Source organism: Enterococcus hulanensis (genome assembly GCF_005405485.1).
Lineage (GTDB): Bacteria > Bacillota > Bacilli > Lactobacillales > Enterococcaceae > Enterococcus_A > Enterococcus_A hulanensis.
Window position 1 is genome coordinate 298,120 of sequence record NZ_BJED01000001.1, and the last position, 15,804, is coordinate 313,923.

The following is a 15,804-nucleotide window of genomic DNA, read 5'->3' on the forward strand; positions in this document are numbered from 1 at the left end:
CGTCGAAATTTTGCTGGTTTCTTTTAATGGTGCCGATTATGATGACCGGTCGTTTGTTGCGGCGTGTAATTGTGATGAACACGTTGCTGCTGTTGGACAGCTTGTTGCTGGGCTGCTTGTTGTTGGGCTGCTTGCTGTTGAGCTGCTTGTTGCTGAGCAGCCTGTTGCTGAGCCGCTTGTTGCTGAGCCGCTTGTTGCTGAGCCGCTTGTTGTTGAGCCGCTTGTTGTTGGGCCGCCTGTTGTTGAGCGGCTTGTTGTTGGTCTGCCTGTTGTTGGTCTGCCTGTTGTTGAACTGCTTGTTGCTGAGCCGCTTGTTGTTGGATATCCTGTTGTTGAGTTGCTTGCGCTTGTTGCGTATTTTTCTGCACGTGTTGATAAGCGACTTTCGTGGCTGGTTGTTTGCAATATTGATCTAGGATGCGATTTTGTAAAACAGCACAATTTTCCGCTGGCTTATAAATATTGTTAATCGCATGATAATGCATCTGGTTGAGTAGGTGGTGCTGATTTGCAGCTTCGGCTTTCGTTCCCGAAAAACTTAAAACGCCCGCGAAGACCAACAAACTAATTGCGAGTTTCTTTTTTCCCATATAAATCTCCTCCTCAACTATAGAATAGAAGGAAATTATGGCAAAAGTGTGACAATTAAAGACTAGGCAGCAAAATCGTGATTTTAAATTTATTTTGATCCGTTTCTGCATAAATCTCACCTTGGTGACGCCGAATGACTTGCTTTGCGATGGCTAGGCCAAGACCTGTTCCTGAAATTTGATTTCGATTTCCTCGCTGAAACGAATCAAAAAGGCGAGAGACATCCGAAATTTGCTGATCTAAAGAATTTTCAATCGTAATGGCTAAAAATTTTTCCTGCTCAGCAATTTTCAACTCAATAACAGAATGGGCGGGTGCATATTTATTTGCGTTATCTAGCAGAATTTTCAATGCTTGCGTAATTCTCAAATAATCGCCGTGAATCATTTTTGGTTCGGTCAATTGGTTAGCTAGGTGCGCCTGCTGATTCTTTTCTTTTAATGGCAATCGATAGCTGCGCAAAGCATCCTCAATACAATCTAAAGGATTGATCGTTTCTTTATGCAGTTGAAATTCCGTTGATTGCAAACGGCTCAGCTCTAATAAATCATTGACTAAGCGTTCCAAATCCGTACTTTCCACTAAAAGCTGCTTTAAATACGCTTTTTCTTCATCGGTGGTCAGCATTCCTTCATTGATTGCCTCTAATGAACTTTTAATCACCATGACCGGTGTTCGTAATTCATGAGAAATTTGCGAGAGGAAATCTTTTTCCGCCTGTTCTTTGCCTTCACGCGCCTGTTTAGCTTCGGCCAAGCGATGACACAAGTGTGTCAACTGGTCACCAAGCTCCTGCAGCTCGTCGTGAGTGTTGATTTCAAGCGGTGCCTGATAATTTTCCTGCGTTAATTGGTCTGCGTAATTTCGCATATCTTCAATCGGCTTAACGAATCGTTTTGAGAGCCGCCAAGCCAGCAAACTCGCAATTAAAACAGAAGCCAGCAAGCTCATTATCAGCATCAAATAACCTGACAACTGATTTTTATGAATAGCATCGACTTTTGAATGCATCAATACGACACCCTCAACTTCACCATCTGAAAGAATCGGAGTGACAACGCTAAGCTCCTGCAATTGGAAAAACTTACGGCTTTTTGCGACCTGTATTTTTTTGGTGCGAAAAGCTTTATCAACGGACTTATTCATCCCAGCAGGTACTTGCTTTTGATTATGATGAGCATAATCGATCAGTGAGTCCAGCTGTTCATCTAAAATCCAAATATCTTCTCCTGCAATTTGATTCAAAAAACGCAAAAAAGCCCCATATCCATTTGACCCGCTTCCATGATTCGAGTGTACCAGCGGAGCATCCGCAAAATAATCCGAGAGTGTGTTGCTGATTAATTCACTGCGATGGGTCATTTCCTCAAGATGGAGATCCTCTGTTTGTTTAGCAAAAAGAATCCCAAAGAAAAAGGCAATCATCAGCGCAAAAACCAGCAAGAGTGCCACAAATTGTTTAATCAGACGAATCGTAATTTTTTTCATGGCGTGACCTCGATGCGATAGCCAGCTCCCCAAACGGTTTCGATTTGACAATCATCAACTCCGGCATTTTTCAATTTTGCCCGCAGCCGTTTAATATGACTGTCGACGGTGCGGCTATCGCCATAATAATCATAGCCCCAAACAGCATCCAGCAGATTATCCCGGGTAAAGACCTTGTTCGGGTACTTTGCGAATAACACAAGCAACTCAAATTCCTTTTTAGTCAATTTAATTTCTTGATTGTCAACGATTGCTTGGCGATTTTCCAGCAGCAGACGTATAGAGCCTAAGTTCAGGGATTTCGTTATGGTTCCTTTTTCAAAATCAATCCGCCGCATGATCGCTTTGATCCGATAGAGGACTTCCTTAGGCGAAAATGGTTTGATAATGTAATCATCCGCGCCAACTTCTAATCCTAAAATTCGATCGGCATCCTCAGATTTAGCGGTGATCATAATAATCGGAACAGTTGATTTTTCGCGAATCTGTTGGCAAATATCAAAACCATTCACATTGGGGAGCATAATGTCCAAAAGAATAAAATCGACCGAATGACTATCAAAGTAGGGGAGAGCGTCTTTTCCATCGTAAACTACGGCAGTTTCATAATCGGCTTCATTTAAGTAACGAGTCAAAACTTTGACGATTTGCTGATTATCTTCAATAATCAAAATTTTCATGGCGGCCTCCTTGCGCTTAAAAAGTATTACTTCAATTATAACGTAATTCAATAGTAGAAAGTGGGCACAATAAAACAGCACAAAACCGTTTTGCGCTGTTTTATAAAAGAAATTCCAAAGGTTTAATGATCTTACTGATCAGGTTCAATAGTTTTTGCTTTGTAGGATGAACGATTCGGCGATGCTGGTCGCTTTTTTTATAGGTGGTTAGATTTTTGACCTGCAGACTTTCGGCTTGATACTCCTGCATGATCTTTTCCAGCTGGTCATGGAAGCCAGGACTGTCAATAAATACCATATTTTCGCTGCTTAAAAAAGTCGAGCGAGAATCCAGATTAAAGGAACCGACGGCGCCGATCGTTTGATCCAGCAGCAGGGCTTTATGATGAAGAGAGCCATCTCCTTGATATTCCCAAATCTCCATTTGCTTCAGCAGGTCCTCTTTTTGCCGTAAATAACCCGCATAAGCGAACAGGTTTGGCGAAGTGGCTGCTGAGTTGGTAATCAAAGTCAATTTATCAGGCAGCTGTTTTGTTTGAAATTGCTTCATTTTATCTGAAATGATGACATAAGGGCTTTGTAAAGTTGCCTCTTTGGATTCTTTGACAAAGCGAAGGAGCTGCTGCCAGAGTACAGGTTTTTTAACTAGTTTCCCAACTGGGTTATGGATCAGCATTCCCGCATTGATTGGATGAAAATCCAACGTTGAGAGAATTTCCTGACGCAGGATATTTTCGTGTCGATTATTCGCTTTGCGGATTTCATTTGCTAAATTGCTTAGTGCCTTTCCAGTAAATGGACGTGAAGAATGTGATCTATCATAGGTATAAGGGGAGTGCCAGAGCTCATTGAAGTATATTTTTCCTTGTTTGATCAAAGAATTTTTTGATGAGGGACCATCTTTTTTAATAATCAAATCAAAGTCATAGGTTGCCTCATAATCTTTTGATTTCAACATGAAACGATTGCCGATATTTTTTCCAGATGAAATAAAATAATTATCGTCAACTAGAATCAATTTATCGTGTAAAATATTATTGATTTCCCACGGCTTGAAAAGATTCAGACCACCGATTGTTCTCACTTCAATATTTTCTTTCTCACGAAAGATTTCGAAAGGAATCCGACTCGTGATACTCATTTCTGTCGCCAAACCATTTAAAAGCAGCTTGATTTTTACACCGCGTTGCGCAGCCGCTAACAATTTTCCCACAATAATCAGTCCGCTATCATCATCAGAAATGGCATACTGGGAGATGGACAATGATTCCTTAGCTTGATCGATTAATTGGCAACGCAAGGCCAATGCTTGATCCAGCTTAGCAGTGACACAAACAGATTCATTTTGAAATTTATGATTATACAGTGATTTCAGAGATTTCGTCGCATCTTTTTCAGCATCTTTAGCAACCGCGTTAATCTGATGAATATTGTAAAAACAGACACACAAACCAAAATAGAGGAAATAAATCAGCAGAACGATAGTAAATTTTTTTAATAAAGAGAAGGCTCTCATTCGATCATACCCCCAGTCAAAAAAATCATATCTCTATATAAATAGTTTATCATATAAAAATTTTAGGCGGGTAATCGTGAAAAAAACGATGTAAGCAAAATAAGACAGTCATTCGGTCTAATTGAGCAATAATTTACAATCCAAATTTTTTGAAAGCGTTTTTTGTTATGATACACTGATTTTGTAAGTTCTAATAAACCATTATTTGTTCTAAAAAGGGGATGTTTAACTTCACAGCTCATTTTTAAGTCAATTCCATAGAGAAATAATTCATTAAAACGGAACGAGGTTGCCAGTCCAACTTTTCGCAGTTAATCAAAGTCAATCCAAACTATGAAACAAAAGTTTAGTTGGAAGAGACAATCAAACTATTTTTCTCCAAGAAAAATAATTCATTATGAAGGAACGAGGTGTTTATCCATGTTTTCTTTTCGAGAGCGATCGAAAATGATTCAAAAATTGAGTGATCAGACCTTTGATTTAGTAATCATTGGCGGTGGGATCACTGGAGCGGGGGTAGCGTTGCAGGCAGCGGCATCAGGATTATCGGTAGCGTTACTAGAGATGCAGGATTTTGCGGAGGGGACTTCTTCCCGATCCACCAAGCTGGTTCATGGCGGATTACGTTATCTTAAAACCTTTGATGTCGAAGTAGTAGCCGATACGGTTAGTGAACGTGCGATTATTCAGGGAGTTGCTCCGCATATTCCGAAAGCGGACCCAATGATTTTGCCAATCTATGATGAGCCAGGCTCAACCTTTAATCTATTCTCTGTCAAAGTGGCGATGGACCTGTATGATCACTTAGCAGGAATTACTGGCGGTAAATATGCGAATTATATGTTGAGTAAAGAAGAAATTTTGGAAAGAGAACCGCAACTGGCATCAGATGGATTATTAGGCGGTGGTGTTTATTTAGACTATCGCAACAATGATGCTCGTTTAGTGATTGAAAATATCAAGCGAGCAGTCGCTGACGGCGCAATTGCTGTAAGCCGCATGAAAGTAGAAGAAATCGTTCATGATGATCAAGGAAAAGTCTCTGGTGTGAAGGCTAAAGATGTATTAAACGATCAAATAGTTACTATTAATAGTAAATTGGTTATCAATACAACCGGTCCATGGTCAGATATCGTGAACAAGCTGGATAAAAAAATCGATCATAAACCGCATATGCGTCCAACGAAAGGTGTTCATTTAGTTGTTGACGGAGAAAAACTGAAAGTTCCGCAACCAACATATTTTGATACTGGCGAGAATGATGGTCGAATGATCTTTGTGATCCCTAGAGAAAGCAAGACGTATTTTGGTACGACTGATACAGACTATCAGGGAGATTTTAATCATCCAACGGTTGAACAAGAAGATGTTGATTACTTATTGAAAATCGTCAATCGCCGCTATCCAAAAGTAAATCTGACGGTAGAAGATATTGAAGCTGCTTGGGCTGGTTTGCGTCCTTTGATCAGTGAAGCAGGCGGCGATTACAATGGAACGAAAAAGGAAAAAATCAGCGACGAGAACTTCGAGAAAATTATTCATGCAGCTGAAGATTACGCCAATGGCAAGCAGTCTCGTTCTGCAGTTGAAAAAACGATTACGGACGCGGCCAAAGAGGAACCGAAAGATAATCCATCCGCAGTTTCTCGCGGCAGTGATTTGACGATTGCCGACGATGGACTCTTGATTTTATCTGGCGGCAAGCTGACTGATTATCGCTTGATGGCGACTGGGGCGATGAAGAAAATCATCTCTTTATTGTCTGATAGCAAATTTGAATTAGTCGATTCAGAAAAATACCCAGTTTCCGGCGGAGAAATCGATGCAAAGAACGTTGATGAAGAATTAGAAAAAATTGCTAAAAAAGGTGAAGCGCAAGGCTTAAATGCTGAGGACGCCAAATATATCGCAGAACTTTACGGATCAAACGCGGAAAAAGTTTTCGCTTTGAAGGATCAGGAAAGCTTCGCAGGTCTTTCATTAGCGGAATCAATGTGCTTACGTTACTCAATGGAATCAGAAATGACCTTGACACCGGTGGATTATTTATTGCGCCGAACCAACTATATGTTGTTTATCAGTCATCGCTTGATGGAGATCAAAGATGCCGTCGTGGATGCTATGGCAGATAACTTTGAATGGGATTCCGCAACAAAGGAAGCCTATCAATCTGAATTAGAGCAGCAAATCAAAGAAACCCAATTAACGGATTTAAAAAGCACTAAATAATATATAAAAGGAGTGGGAACATGGAGTCTTATATCATGTCAATCGATCAAGGAACAACGTCAAGCAGGGCAATCGTTTTCGACAAAGCAGGTAAGGAAGTAAGTTCTTCTCAGAAAGAATTTACGCAGCATTTTCCAAAACCAGGCTGGGTAGAACATGATGCAAATGAGATTTGGAACTCAGTTCAATCAGTTATTGCAGGGGCTTTAATCGAAGGCGGATTGAAACCAGATCAAATTGAAGGAATCGGTATTACCAACCAACGTGAAACAACAGTCATTTGGGAAAAAGAAACCGGCCATCCAATTTATAATGCAATCGTCTGGCAATCAAAGCAAACTAGTGATATCGCTGATGACTTGAAGGAAAAAGGTCACTCAGAAATGATTCAGAAGAAAACGGGATTATTGATCGATTCTTATTTCTCAGCAACAAAGGTTAAATGGATCTTGGATCATGTTGAAGGTTCACGTGAACGGGCAAAAAATGGCGAATTATTATTTGGAACAATTGATACATGGCTCGTTTGGAAACTGACAGGCGGAGAAGCTCATGTGTCTGACTACACCAATGCCAGCCGGACTATGATGTACAACATTTATGATTTGAAATGGGATCAAGAGATTCTAGATCTATTAGATATTCCGAAAGAAATACTGCCAGAAGTTAAATCCAATTCAGAGATTTATGGACATACGGCTGATTATCATTTCTATGGAAATAAAGTTCCGATTGCCGGTATGGCAGGTGACCAGCAAGCCGCTTTGGTGGGACAGTTGGCCTTCGATAAAGGGATGGTGAAGAACACTTATGGAACAGGTGCCTTTATCGTCATGAATACGGGTGAAGAACCAATTCTTTCTGAAAACGGATTATTAACGACTATTGGCTACGGTATTGATGGCAAAGTAACTTATGCTTTAGAAGGAAGTGTTTTCGTAGCCGGGTCTGCGATTCAATGGCTGCGTGATGGTTTGCGGATGTTCCAAAAAGCGCCGCAATCTGAAGATTACGCAAAACGTGTAGATAGCAGTGAAAATGTGTATGTCGTTCCAGCCTTCACGGGTCTTGGTGCACCTTATTGGGATCAACAAGCACGCGGTGCGATTTTCGGATTGACTCGGGGAACAACGAAGGAACATTTCATTCGTGCAACCCTTGAATCATTAGCTTATCAAACGGCCGATGTTGTAAAAACTATGAACAAAGATTCTGGTACAGACATTAAACTATTGCGTGTGGATGGCGGTGCATCGAAAAATGATCTATTGCTGCAATTCCAAGCAGACATTTTACAAACACCAGTTGAGCGTGCACCTTATCTGGAAACCACTGCATTAGGTGTGGCTTATCTAGCAGGTTTGGCGGTCGGCTATTGGAAAGATGTCGATGAAATCAAGAAATTTGCTGCTGATGGTCAACGCTACGAACCAGAAATGGATAAAGATGTGACCGAGGATCTCTACAAAGGCTGGCAAGAAGCCGTTCAAGCGACGATGCAATATAAACATCAACCAAAGGAAAAATAAGTTAATACGTCAGCTGCACAGCGCAACTAAGTTTTTATGAGAGAAAAAATTTACTGAGCAGCTGACATAGTAACAAAAATTAAAGGGGATGAGTTTATGGACACGAGTATGTCAACGCAGGTTATCGGTGAAATTATTGGAACGATGGTTTTAGTATTACTAGGTGATGGTGTCGTAGCTGGTGTAAGTTTACGCAAAACGAAGGCAGAAGGAGCCGGCTGGATCGCGATCACATTAGGTTGGGGTGCTGCTGTTACGATTGGTGCTTATGCTGCAGGCTACATGTCATTTGCCCATTTGAACCCGGCAGTTACGATCGGAATGGCGATTGCCGGAAAAATTGGCTGGGATATGGTTGTTCCTTATATTCTGGGTCAAATGATCGGTGCGATTATTGGGGCAGTTTTAGTCTATATTCACTACTATCCCCACTGGAAAGAAACCAAAGATCAAGCCACAATTCTAGGTGTATTCTCGACTGGTCCCGCGATTCGCAGTTTAGGTGCTAACTTAATTAGTGAAATCATTGGAACGTTCGTGTTGGTTTTTGCATTATTGACCTTTGGCATGAGTAAATTTGGCGATGGACTAAATCCAATTGCTGTCGGCATTTTGATTTTAGTTATTGGGTTGTCCTTGGGTGGTACTACTGGTTATGCAATCAATCCAGCTCGGGACTTAGGTCCGCGGATCGCCCATGCATTCTTACCGATTCCTAATAAAGGCGGTTCTGACTGGGGTTATTCATGGGTTCCGGTCGTTGGTCCAATTATTGGCGGGATTTTAGCTGCGTTGTTGTTTATGGCTTTACCAATATAAGTTTTTTAGGGTAATAGAATTTGTCTATTACCCTAGTGTGTTTTTAATGCAGAATGAAATTTTATGAAAGGAACGAAAACGATAAGAACAAAACGACTAACCATTAGAAGATTTGTGCCAGGCGACTGGTCTGATTTATTGGAGTATCTATCAGATCCGCGGGTGGTGAAATATGAGCCCTATGAACCGATCAATCAGGTGCAAAGTATTGAGATCGCTCAGAATCATAGCGAGTCTGAGGTGTTTTGGGCAGTGTGCCTGAAAAATAAAGTGATCGGCAACATTTATCTTGAGGAAGTCATACAGGATAGCTGGGAAGTCGGATTTGTCTTTCATTATGACTTCCAACATCAAGGTTATGCCTATGAAGCTGTTTCGATGATGATTGATCGAATCTTCGCACAAGGAGCGCATCGAGTTTTTGCGGAATGTCATCCGGATAATCAAGCTTCTTGGAAGTTATTAGAAAAATTGGGCTTTAAAAGAGAAGGTCATTTAAGAAAAAATATCTTCTTCAATCAAGCTGCAGACGGTACGCCGCTTTGGCAGGACACGTATGTGTATGGTTTGCTGAGAGAAGATTATGAAGGAAAAAATACCTGAAGCGAACTAAGGAGGAAAAACAAGTGAAAAAAATAATCAATGATCCGAAAAATGTCGTGGAAGAAATGGTCAGTGGATTAGTTGGCGCGTATCCAGATTATGTGAAGCAAGTTCCTGAAACATTAGTTGTTGCCCGCAGTGATGACTTTGATCAGGTCGCATTGGTCAGCGGCGGGGGCAGTGGTCATGAACCGTCTCATGCCGGCTTTGTAGGCGATGGCATGTTGAGTGCTGCGGTGTGTGGTCAGGTCTTCACTTCACCAACACCAGATCAAATTCACGAAGCGATTAAGGCAACGGACAAGGGCAAAGGGACGTTGATGATCGTTAAAAACTATTCTGGCGATGTGATGAACTTTGATATGGCAAAAGACTTGGCTGAAATGGATGATATCGAAGTAGATTCGGTCTTAGTGGATGACGATATTGCCGTTGAGGACAGCACATATACACAGGGGCGCCGCGGAGTTGCAGGAACAGTGTTAGTGCATAAAATTTTAGGCGGTATGGCCCGTGAAGGAAAATCAGTTTCAGAATTGGCTAGTTATGGTAAAGAGTTAGTGAAGGACATCAAAACAGTAGGGATCGCTTTATCTGGCGCGACCGTTCCAGAAGTTGGCAAGCCTGGTTTTGTTTTAGCAGATGATGAAATCGAATTCGGTGTTGGGATTCATGGCGAACCCGGCTATCGTCGAGAAAAAATCAAACCGTCTTACGACATCGCCAAAGAAATTATTGGCAAATTGAAAGCCGAATTCAATTGGCAAAAAGGCGATAAATACGGATTATTTGTCAATGGCATGGGAGCCACACCATTGATGGAACTATTTATTATGTTCAATGATGCGAAGAGTATCCTTGCCGAGGAAGGAATTGAGCTTACTTTTAATAAAGTCGGCAACTATATGACTTCTCTTGAAATGGCAGGCGCATCAATCACGATGATCAAATTAGATGATGAACGCTTACGATTATTAAATGAGCCGGTTCACACAATCGCTTGGTAATTATCGCAGGCAGAACAAAAAATATTTAAGGCTGTCATTTCGAATAACTTACGTCAGAATGATAGACGATATTAGCACGAATAGGGAGGCACATCATGTTTACACCAGAAAATTTGCGTAAAACATTAGAATTATTCAATGAAAAGATTCAAATCAAAAAGGATTATTTAAGTGAACTAGATACACCGATCGGCGACGGCGACCACGGGAATAATATGGCTCGCGGCATGGACGCGGTAATGGCGGCGGATCTGTCTGGCGAGCTGCCGGATATTTTCAAAGCAACTGCCATGGCGCTGATCAGCAAAGTTGGTGGGGCATCAGGTCCTCTATATGGAACAGCTATGATGGAAATGATGAAGGCCAGCAAAGAGACAAGTGATCCAGAAATGCTGCTGAAGGCAGCCATCGCTGGTATCGAAAAGCGTGGAAATTCGACGGCCGGAGAAAAGACTATGCTAGATTTATGGGTACCTGCAGTCGAAAATTTAAATAACGGTACTTTGAACCCAGCAACGATCGAAATTCTTGTTGAAACAACAAAAAATATGAAAGCAACAAAAGGACGTGCATCCTATGTCGGCGAGCGTTCGATTGGTCATATTGATCCTGGTGCAATGTCGTCAGCTTATTTCTTTGAGTCGATGATCGAGGCAGGTGTTTTCAATGAGTAGAGGCGTCGTATTAGTTTCTCATACGAAGGAAATTCCCGAAGGACTGAAAAGATTGATTGGTGAAGTCGCGAAGGATGTTCCTGTTACAACTGCCGGAGGTTTGGAAGATGGCGGTATTGGGACATCGATGGAGCGAATCTCACAAGCCATCGAGGAAAATTCTGCTGATGAGTTATTAGCTTTTTATGATCTTGGCAGTGCAAAAATGAATTTGGAAATGGCTATTGAAATGACAGATAAAAAGGTTACACTATTTGATACCGCCTTGGTCGAAAGTGCTTATACTGCTTGCGCCTTGTTGGCAGCCGATGCCAAAGAGGAAGAAATTGAAAAACAATTAGCAGAATTGAAAATAAAATAGTCTTTTTAAATAATTTGAAGAGTCAGGTGAAACTGGCTCTTTTTTTGTTTAAAATTACACCTAAAATGAAAACATGCTGTTTTTTTTTTGCGACCTTTCCAAAAAAAAAAATTATTAAGATCGATATTATGCTATCCTCTTTTTCAAAGGGGGAATCAAAATGACCAAAGAAACATCAATGCAACAAGAATTGGTAGAAATCCGTCGCCACCTGCACCAAAATCCAGAGGTTGGAATGGATCTGCCGGCCACTAAGAAATTCGTTTGGCAAAAATTAGTGGAGTACGGGTACGAGCCGCAAGCTTGCGGTCAAATGGGTATCACATGCACCATAGGCCAAGGAGAGCGAGTATTCTTATTGCGAGGAGATATGGATGCGCTTCCATTGACGGAAGACAACGATCTGCCTTTCCGTTCAGTAAATGGTGCAATGCATGCTTGCGGACACGATATGCATACCACTATGCTATTAGGCGCTGCGAAAATTTTAAAGGAACGAGAGAACGAATTGAAAGGTATTGTGAAATTACTTTTCCAACCTGGGGAAGAAATTTTGCAAGGAGCGAAGGATTGTATAGACGCTGGTGTATTAGAGAATCCTAAGGTTGACGCCGGAGCAATGATTCATGTCTTTCCGTTTAAAGATTTGCCATTAGGAAATGTTTTTGTAGCACCAGCTGGAACCTTTATGGCCAGTGCGGATTGGTTCGAAATCAAAGTTCAAGGTGTTGGCAGCCATGGCTCAATGCCGGAGGTTTCGATTGATCCAATCAATGTAGCTACCAAAATTTATGATGCACTGCAAACTCTTTCTGCTCGGGAAATTAGTTCGGCTGAACGTTTCGTATTAACGATCGGTGAATTTGTTGGCGGTACACCAGGGTCTTCAAATGTCATTCCTAATTCAGCATTTATGAAAGGAACACTGCGGACGTTAAAAGAAGAAGTCCGTCAGCAAATCAAGAAAAGAATGGTAGAAATTTCTGAAGCGATTGGACAGGCCTTTGGAGCAAAGGTCACGATCGATTTCACGAATGGCTGCTGCAGTAATGAAATTGATCAGAACGTAACTGAGACTGTCAAGGCCGGATTAGAAAACGTCTTTCCTTCAAATGTTTTAAAACAATCGCCTATGGCCGTGCCGATGATGGGAAGCGAAGATTTTGGCGAAATCAGTCATCAAATCCCAACTACAACAATGTTTATTACAGCTGCAGATACAGAATTAATGCTACACAATCCAAAAATCGTCTTAGATGAAAGTGTATTAGAATTTGGTGCAAATGTTTATGTCGAAGCTGCCTTGAGCTATTTAGAAAGCGTCTAAGCCTATGGGTAAAAGTAAAATAAATCGTTCGTTGATCTTGATATTTCTAGGCTATACTTGTGTTTATCTTGATAAAAATATTATCAGTTTGTCAGTAATTCCGATTGCACAGGATTTAGGAATTGATGCAGGACAAAAGGGATTGATTTTGAGTGCCTTTTTCTTAGGTTATACGCTATTTCAGATTCCTTTCGGTTTTTTAGGCAATCGTTTGGGCAGTCGTAAGATCATGATTTTTGCGGTATTCTTGATCGGACTTTTAATGATTTGCTTAGGAATGGGATTTTCCTTTTTATATTTACTGTTTGTTCGTTTTGCCGCAGGCTCATTTGCACATGCTGGGTATCCGTCGGCGGTCAGTGCCTTCGTGACAAAGGAAGTGGAGCCAGACAAACGAGGTCCGGTTCAATCTTCTATGATCGCATCTTCTGGTTTTGCCGGGATCGTCGGCCCAATATTGGTCGCCCCGTTATTAACCTTAGTAGGCTGGAAAATGACGTACTTTATTTATGGCGGGATCGTAATAGTGATTGGACTATTGATGATCAAAGGAATTCCAAAATCGTCGGGAAAGCCAATCGTTTCTGCTAATCAAGCAAATATTTCCTTCTTTGAGGTGATTAAAGATCGAAATGTTTGGATCATGGTATTTGCGGCCTTTTTCATTAATGCGGCTGTCTACGGCATGACCGGTTGGATTGCTTCCTATTTAGTAGATGAATTTAGTTTGACGATGAATAAAATGGCGATGATGAGTGCGTTGATCGGTTTGGTAATGATGATTAGTGCGATGTTTGCCGGTTCGATGATTGGTCGCTATTTTAAAGATCGAGAAAAGCAGGTCATTTTAGTTGCATCGACAATGGGGGCAATAGTCGCTTTCTTGCTGGCTAGAAGTCACTCTTTAGTTTTAAGTATGATTTTTTTGGCAATCGCAGTGGCGGCAGCCAGTATCAGTTTCGCTACGCTGATGAGTTTGCCAGTGAAGCTTTTTGCTGAACGAGAAGTTTCTACTAAATATTCGATTATTAATGCGATCGGCGTTTCCGGCGGCTTCTTTGCACCAATGATCATTGGCTGGCTGGTTAATGCGAGTGGTTCCTACGGTGGAGCATTCAGTTTTATTGCCTTAGTATTTATTTTGGCTGGGATTGTTTCACTAGCTATTCAGACCAAAGATACTAAAGAGGCAGCCGTGGAATTAGAGCATCAAAAATAAGAAGAGATATTTATTTTCCTGAAAGTCATCAGTTATTCTGATGGCTTTTTTTATTACAAAATTATAATAGGCATTCTTAATAATAATTATCTGTAAGATTGAATAGTAATTTGCTAGAATATACTTGTGTTAATGATTTTTTTACAGGTAGATAAAAAAGCTATTTATAATTAATTCGAATTTTTTAAGGAGGATGAGAATGGAAAAGAAACGCTTTAAAATGTATAAAAAGGGTAAAAATTGGTTGATCGCTCCAATAATTTTTTTAGGAGTTTTAAGTGCGATTGGGTTTGCCGCCGATAATACTGAAGTGCATGCGGATGAAATCGAAACACCGCAAGTTCAACAGGTTGTCGAGGAAGTACCAGTTAGTTCAGAATCATTGGATGTTCCAACAGAAAAAGTAAGCGCTCCATTAAGCGAGGATGAAGTAAAAGACAATCCGGCAAATGAATCTGTTCAAGCTGTGTCTGAAGAAGCTGTTTTATCCCAAGCAGAGCTTGCAGCAAATGTTGCTGAAGAACAGGTTAACACTCAAGCACAGAACAGCGATGAAGCAAAAAATCCAAAAACAGAAGAATCAGTCGAGGTTGAAACTACTGAACCAACTGATGAGGTTCAAGCAGAAACTGCAACAAGTTCTGAGAAGACTGTCGATGTTCCAGCAAAAAGTGCTGCGACTCAAGCAAGTCAGCCAGCAGAAAAACAAGCAACAAGTTCCTCAACCCAAGCGACGACACAATCTTCACCGGCTGCGGCCAGCAGAGCCGCAACAGCCAAAGCTGCGAGGATCGCGATCTATCGTGTGTATAATCCGAATTCTGGTGAACATCTTCATACGATGAATGCTGGTGAACGTGATTACTTAGTCCGACTTGGTTGGCGCAATGAAGGTATCAGTATGTACGTTGACGGAACAGGGAATGATTTGTACCGCTTATACAACCCGAATTCTGGTGAGCATTTCTATACTTTAGGCGCTAAAGAGCGGGATAATCTGAAAAAACATGGTTGGCGTTATGAAGGGATTGCTTGGAAAACACCGAAATCCGGTCAGCCGATGTATCGTGTGTTTAATCCCAATGCCCGCGGTGCTGGCTCGCATCATTACACGATGCTTTTAAGTGAAAGAAATGATTTGGTCAAAAGAGGTTGGCGCAATGAAGGAATTGCTTGGTATACTTCAGGCGGTTCACAAAGTGTGGCTTCTTACGTTTTATTAAACGCGCCATATATCAATCAAAATAGTAGTGGCTATCCGATGGGGTGTGAAGCGGCGTCACTCTTGCAGGCTTTGCAAAAGAAAGGCTACGCTAAAAACTACAATCTGAAAAGCTTTATCAAGGAAATGCCGTTATCGTCTAATAATAATCCTAATAATGGATTTGCTGGAAAGCCAGACAAAATCATGAACAATGTTTATCAATCAATTTATGCAAAACCATTGGCGCAATGGGGAAATAAATATGGAAAAGTTGCCGACATTTCTGGCAGTTCCGTTGAAACATTGAAGGATGAATTACGTAAAGGCAATCCAGTCGTTGTTTACGTGACCGGTAATTACGCGAAGCCCGCTTATGGAAAATATTGGTGGGGAACGGGAATCGATAATGCGCATATCGTCACCTTGGATGGTTTTAACGAATCGAACAATACCTATCACATCTCTGATCCGAATTCTGGGAAATACTGGGTATCCGCCAGCAAGTTCGAAGCAAGTTATAATTTAAGAAAATCCGCCGTAGTGGTGAGATAAACAGA

General features: G+C 41.2%; 14 protein-coding genes. 10 read left to right on the top strand and 4 right to left on the bottom strand.

Annotated features, from left to right (window positions below; all coding sequences use genetic code 11):
* Nucleotides 1-23: 23 nt before the first annotated feature.
* The 4 genes from FFR60_RS22795 to FFR60_RS01415 form a co-directional block, all read right to left on the bottom strand.
* Complete coding sequence (locus tag FFR60_RS22795; RefSeq protein WP_212741891.1) at nucleotides 24-590, bottom strand: hypothetical protein; 567 nt, start codon at nucleotides 588-590, stop codon at nucleotides 24-26.
* Nucleotides 591-645: 55 nt separating this feature from the next.
* Nucleotides 646-2,079, bottom strand: a complete 1,434-nt coding sequence (locus FFR60_RS01405) for a sensor histidine kinase (RefSeq protein ID WP_137662681.1) — start codon at nucleotides 2,077-2,079, stop codon at nucleotides 646-648.
* Complete coding sequence (locus FFR60_RS01410) at nucleotides 2,076-2,759, bottom strand: response regulator transcription factor (RefSeq protein ID WP_137662682.1); 684 nt, start codon at nucleotides 2,757-2,759, stop codon at nucleotides 2,076-2,078. The genes FFR60_RS01405 and FFR60_RS01410 overlap by 4 nt, the downstream gene beginning before the upstream one ends.
* A 100-nt stretch (nucleotides 2,760-2,859) precedes the next feature.
* Nucleotides 2,860-4,275, bottom strand: coding sequence for a phospholipase D-like domain-containing protein (locus tag FFR60_RS01415; RefSeq protein WP_137662683.1), 1,416 nt, complete (start codon nucleotides 4,273-4,275; stop codon nucleotides 2,860-2,862).
* 420 nt (nucleotides 4,276-4,695) lie between these two features.
* On the opposite strand from FFR60_RS01415, the gene glpO reads away from it, so the two are divergent.
* The 10 genes from glpO to FFR60_RS01465 all read left to right on the top strand — a co-directional run bounded on the left by glpO (nucleotide 4,696) and on the right by FFR60_RS01465 (nucleotide 15,799).
* Nucleotides 4,696-6,504 carry a type 1 glycerol-3-phosphate oxidase gene (glpO, locus tag FFR60_RS01420; protein ID WP_137662684.1) on the top strand — a complete coding sequence of 603 codons (1,809 nt, stop codon included), beginning with the start codon at nucleotides 4,696-4,698 and terminating at the stop codon, nucleotides 6,502-6,504.
* Nucleotides 6,505-6,524: 20 nt separating this feature from the next.
* Nucleotides 6,525-8,033 (top strand): glycerol kinase GlpK, encoded by a 1,509-nt coding sequence (glpK, locus tag FFR60_RS01425; protein ID WP_137662685.1) that lies wholly within the window; start codon nucleotides 6,525-6,527, stop codon nucleotides 8,031-8,033.
* Nucleotides 8,034-8,129: 96 nt separating this feature from the next.
* Nucleotides 8,130-8,852, top strand: coding sequence for an MIP/aquaporin family protein (locus FFR60_RS01430; RefSeq protein ID WP_137662686.1), 723 nt, complete (start codon nucleotides 8,130-8,132; stop codon nucleotides 8,850-8,852).
* 63 nt (nucleotides 8,853-8,915) lie between these two features.
* Nucleotides 8,916-9,455, top strand: a complete 540-nt coding sequence (locus tag FFR60_RS01435; protein ID WP_137662687.1) for a GNAT family N-acetyltransferase — start codon at nucleotides 8,916-8,918, stop codon at nucleotides 9,453-9,455.
* Nucleotides 9,456-9,478: 23 nt separating this feature from the next.
* A complete protein-coding gene (gene dhaK / locus FFR60_RS01440; protein WP_137662688.1) occupies nucleotides 9,479-10,462 on the top strand; it encodes a dihydroxyacetone kinase subunit DhaK in 984 nt (327 codons plus the stop codon).
* 95 nt (nucleotides 10,463-10,557) lie between these two features.
* Nucleotides 10,558-11,136: a dihydroxyacetone kinase subunit DhaL gene (gene dhaL / locus FFR60_RS01445; protein WP_088935005.1), complete on the top strand. Its 579-nt coding sequence runs from the start codon at nucleotides 10,558-10,560 to the stop codon at nucleotides 11,134-11,136.
* Complete coding sequence (dhaM, locus tag FFR60_RS01450) at nucleotides 11,129-11,497, top strand: dihydroxyacetone kinase phosphoryl donor subunit DhaM (protein ID WP_088935006.1); 369 nt, start codon at nucleotides 11,129-11,131, stop codon at nucleotides 11,495-11,497. The genes dhaL and dhaM overlap by 8 nt, the downstream gene beginning before the upstream one ends.
* A gap of 160 nt (nucleotides 11,498-11,657) precedes the next feature.
* A complete protein-coding gene (locus FFR60_RS01455; RefSeq protein ID WP_137662689.1) occupies nucleotides 11,658-12,824 on the top strand; it encodes a M20 metallopeptidase family protein in 1,167 nt (388 codons plus the stop codon).
* 4 nt (nucleotides 12,825-12,828) lie between these two features.
* A complete protein-coding gene (locus FFR60_RS01460; protein WP_137662690.1) occupies nucleotides 12,829-14,043 on the top strand; it encodes an MFS transporter in 1,215 nt (404 codons plus the stop codon).
* 199 nt (nucleotides 14,044-14,242) lie between these two features.
* Nucleotides 14,243-15,799, top strand: coding sequence for a C39 family peptidase (locus FFR60_RS01465; protein ID WP_171004840.1), 1,557 nt, complete (start codon nucleotides 14,243-14,245; stop codon nucleotides 15,797-15,799).
* The last annotated feature ends 5 nt before the right edge of the window (nucleotides 15,800-15,804 follow it).

What these genes read in the sequence shown, in the direction of transcription:
- FFR60_RS01460 (WP_137662690.1), top strand. Translation starts at nt 12,829, where the DNA reads ATGGGTAAAAGTAAAATAAATCGTTCGTTGATCTTGATATTTCTAGGC.
- glpO (WP_137662684.1), top strand. Translation starts at nt 4,696, where the DNA reads ATGTTTTCTTTTCGAGAGCGATCGAAAATGATTCAAAAATTGAGTGAT.
- dhaM (WP_088935006.1), top strand. Translation starts at nt 11,129, where the DNA reads ATGAGTAGAGGCGTCGTATTAGTTTCTCATACGAAGGAAATTCCCGAA.
- FFR60_RS01435 (WP_137662687.1), top strand. Translation starts at nt 8,916, where the DNA reads ATGAAAGGAACGAAAACGATAAGAACAAAACGACTAACCATTAGAAGA.
- glpK (WP_137662685.1), top strand. Translation starts at nt 6,525, where the DNA reads ATGGAGTCTTATATCATGTCAATCGATCAAGGAACAACGTCAAGCAGG.
- FFR60_RS22795 (WP_212741891.1), bottom strand. Translation starts at nt 590, where the DNA reads ATGGGAAAAAAGAAACTCGCAATTAGTTTGTTGGTCTTCGCGGGCGTT.
- FFR60_RS01405 (WP_137662681.1), bottom strand. Translation starts at nt 2,079, where the DNA reads ATGAAAAAAATTACGATTCGTCTGATTAAACAATTTGTGGCACTCTTG.
- dhaL (WP_088935005.1), top strand. Translation starts at nt 10,558, where the DNA reads ATGTTTACACCAGAAAATTTGCGTAAAACATTAGAATTATTCAATGAA.
- FFR60_RS01415 (WP_137662683.1), bottom strand. Translation starts at nt 4,275, where the DNA reads ATGAGAGCCTTCTCTTTATTAAAAAAATTTACTATCGTTCTGCTGATT.
- FFR60_RS01455 (WP_137662689.1), top strand. Translation starts at nt 11,658, where the DNA reads ATGACCAAAGAAACATCAATGCAACAAGAATTGGTAGAAATCCGTCGC.
- FFR60_RS01410 (WP_137662682.1), bottom strand. Translation starts at nt 2,759, where the DNA reads ATGAAAATTTTGATTATTGAAGATAATCAGCAAATCGTCAAAGTTTTG.
- FFR60_RS01430 (WP_137662686.1), top strand. Translation starts at nt 8,130, where the DNA reads ATGGACACGAGTATGTCAACGCAGGTTATCGGTGAAATTATTGGAACG.
- FFR60_RS01465 (WP_171004840.1), top strand. Translation starts at nt 14,243, where the DNA reads ATGGAAAAGAAACGCTTTAAAATGTATAAAAAGGGTAAAAATTGGTTG.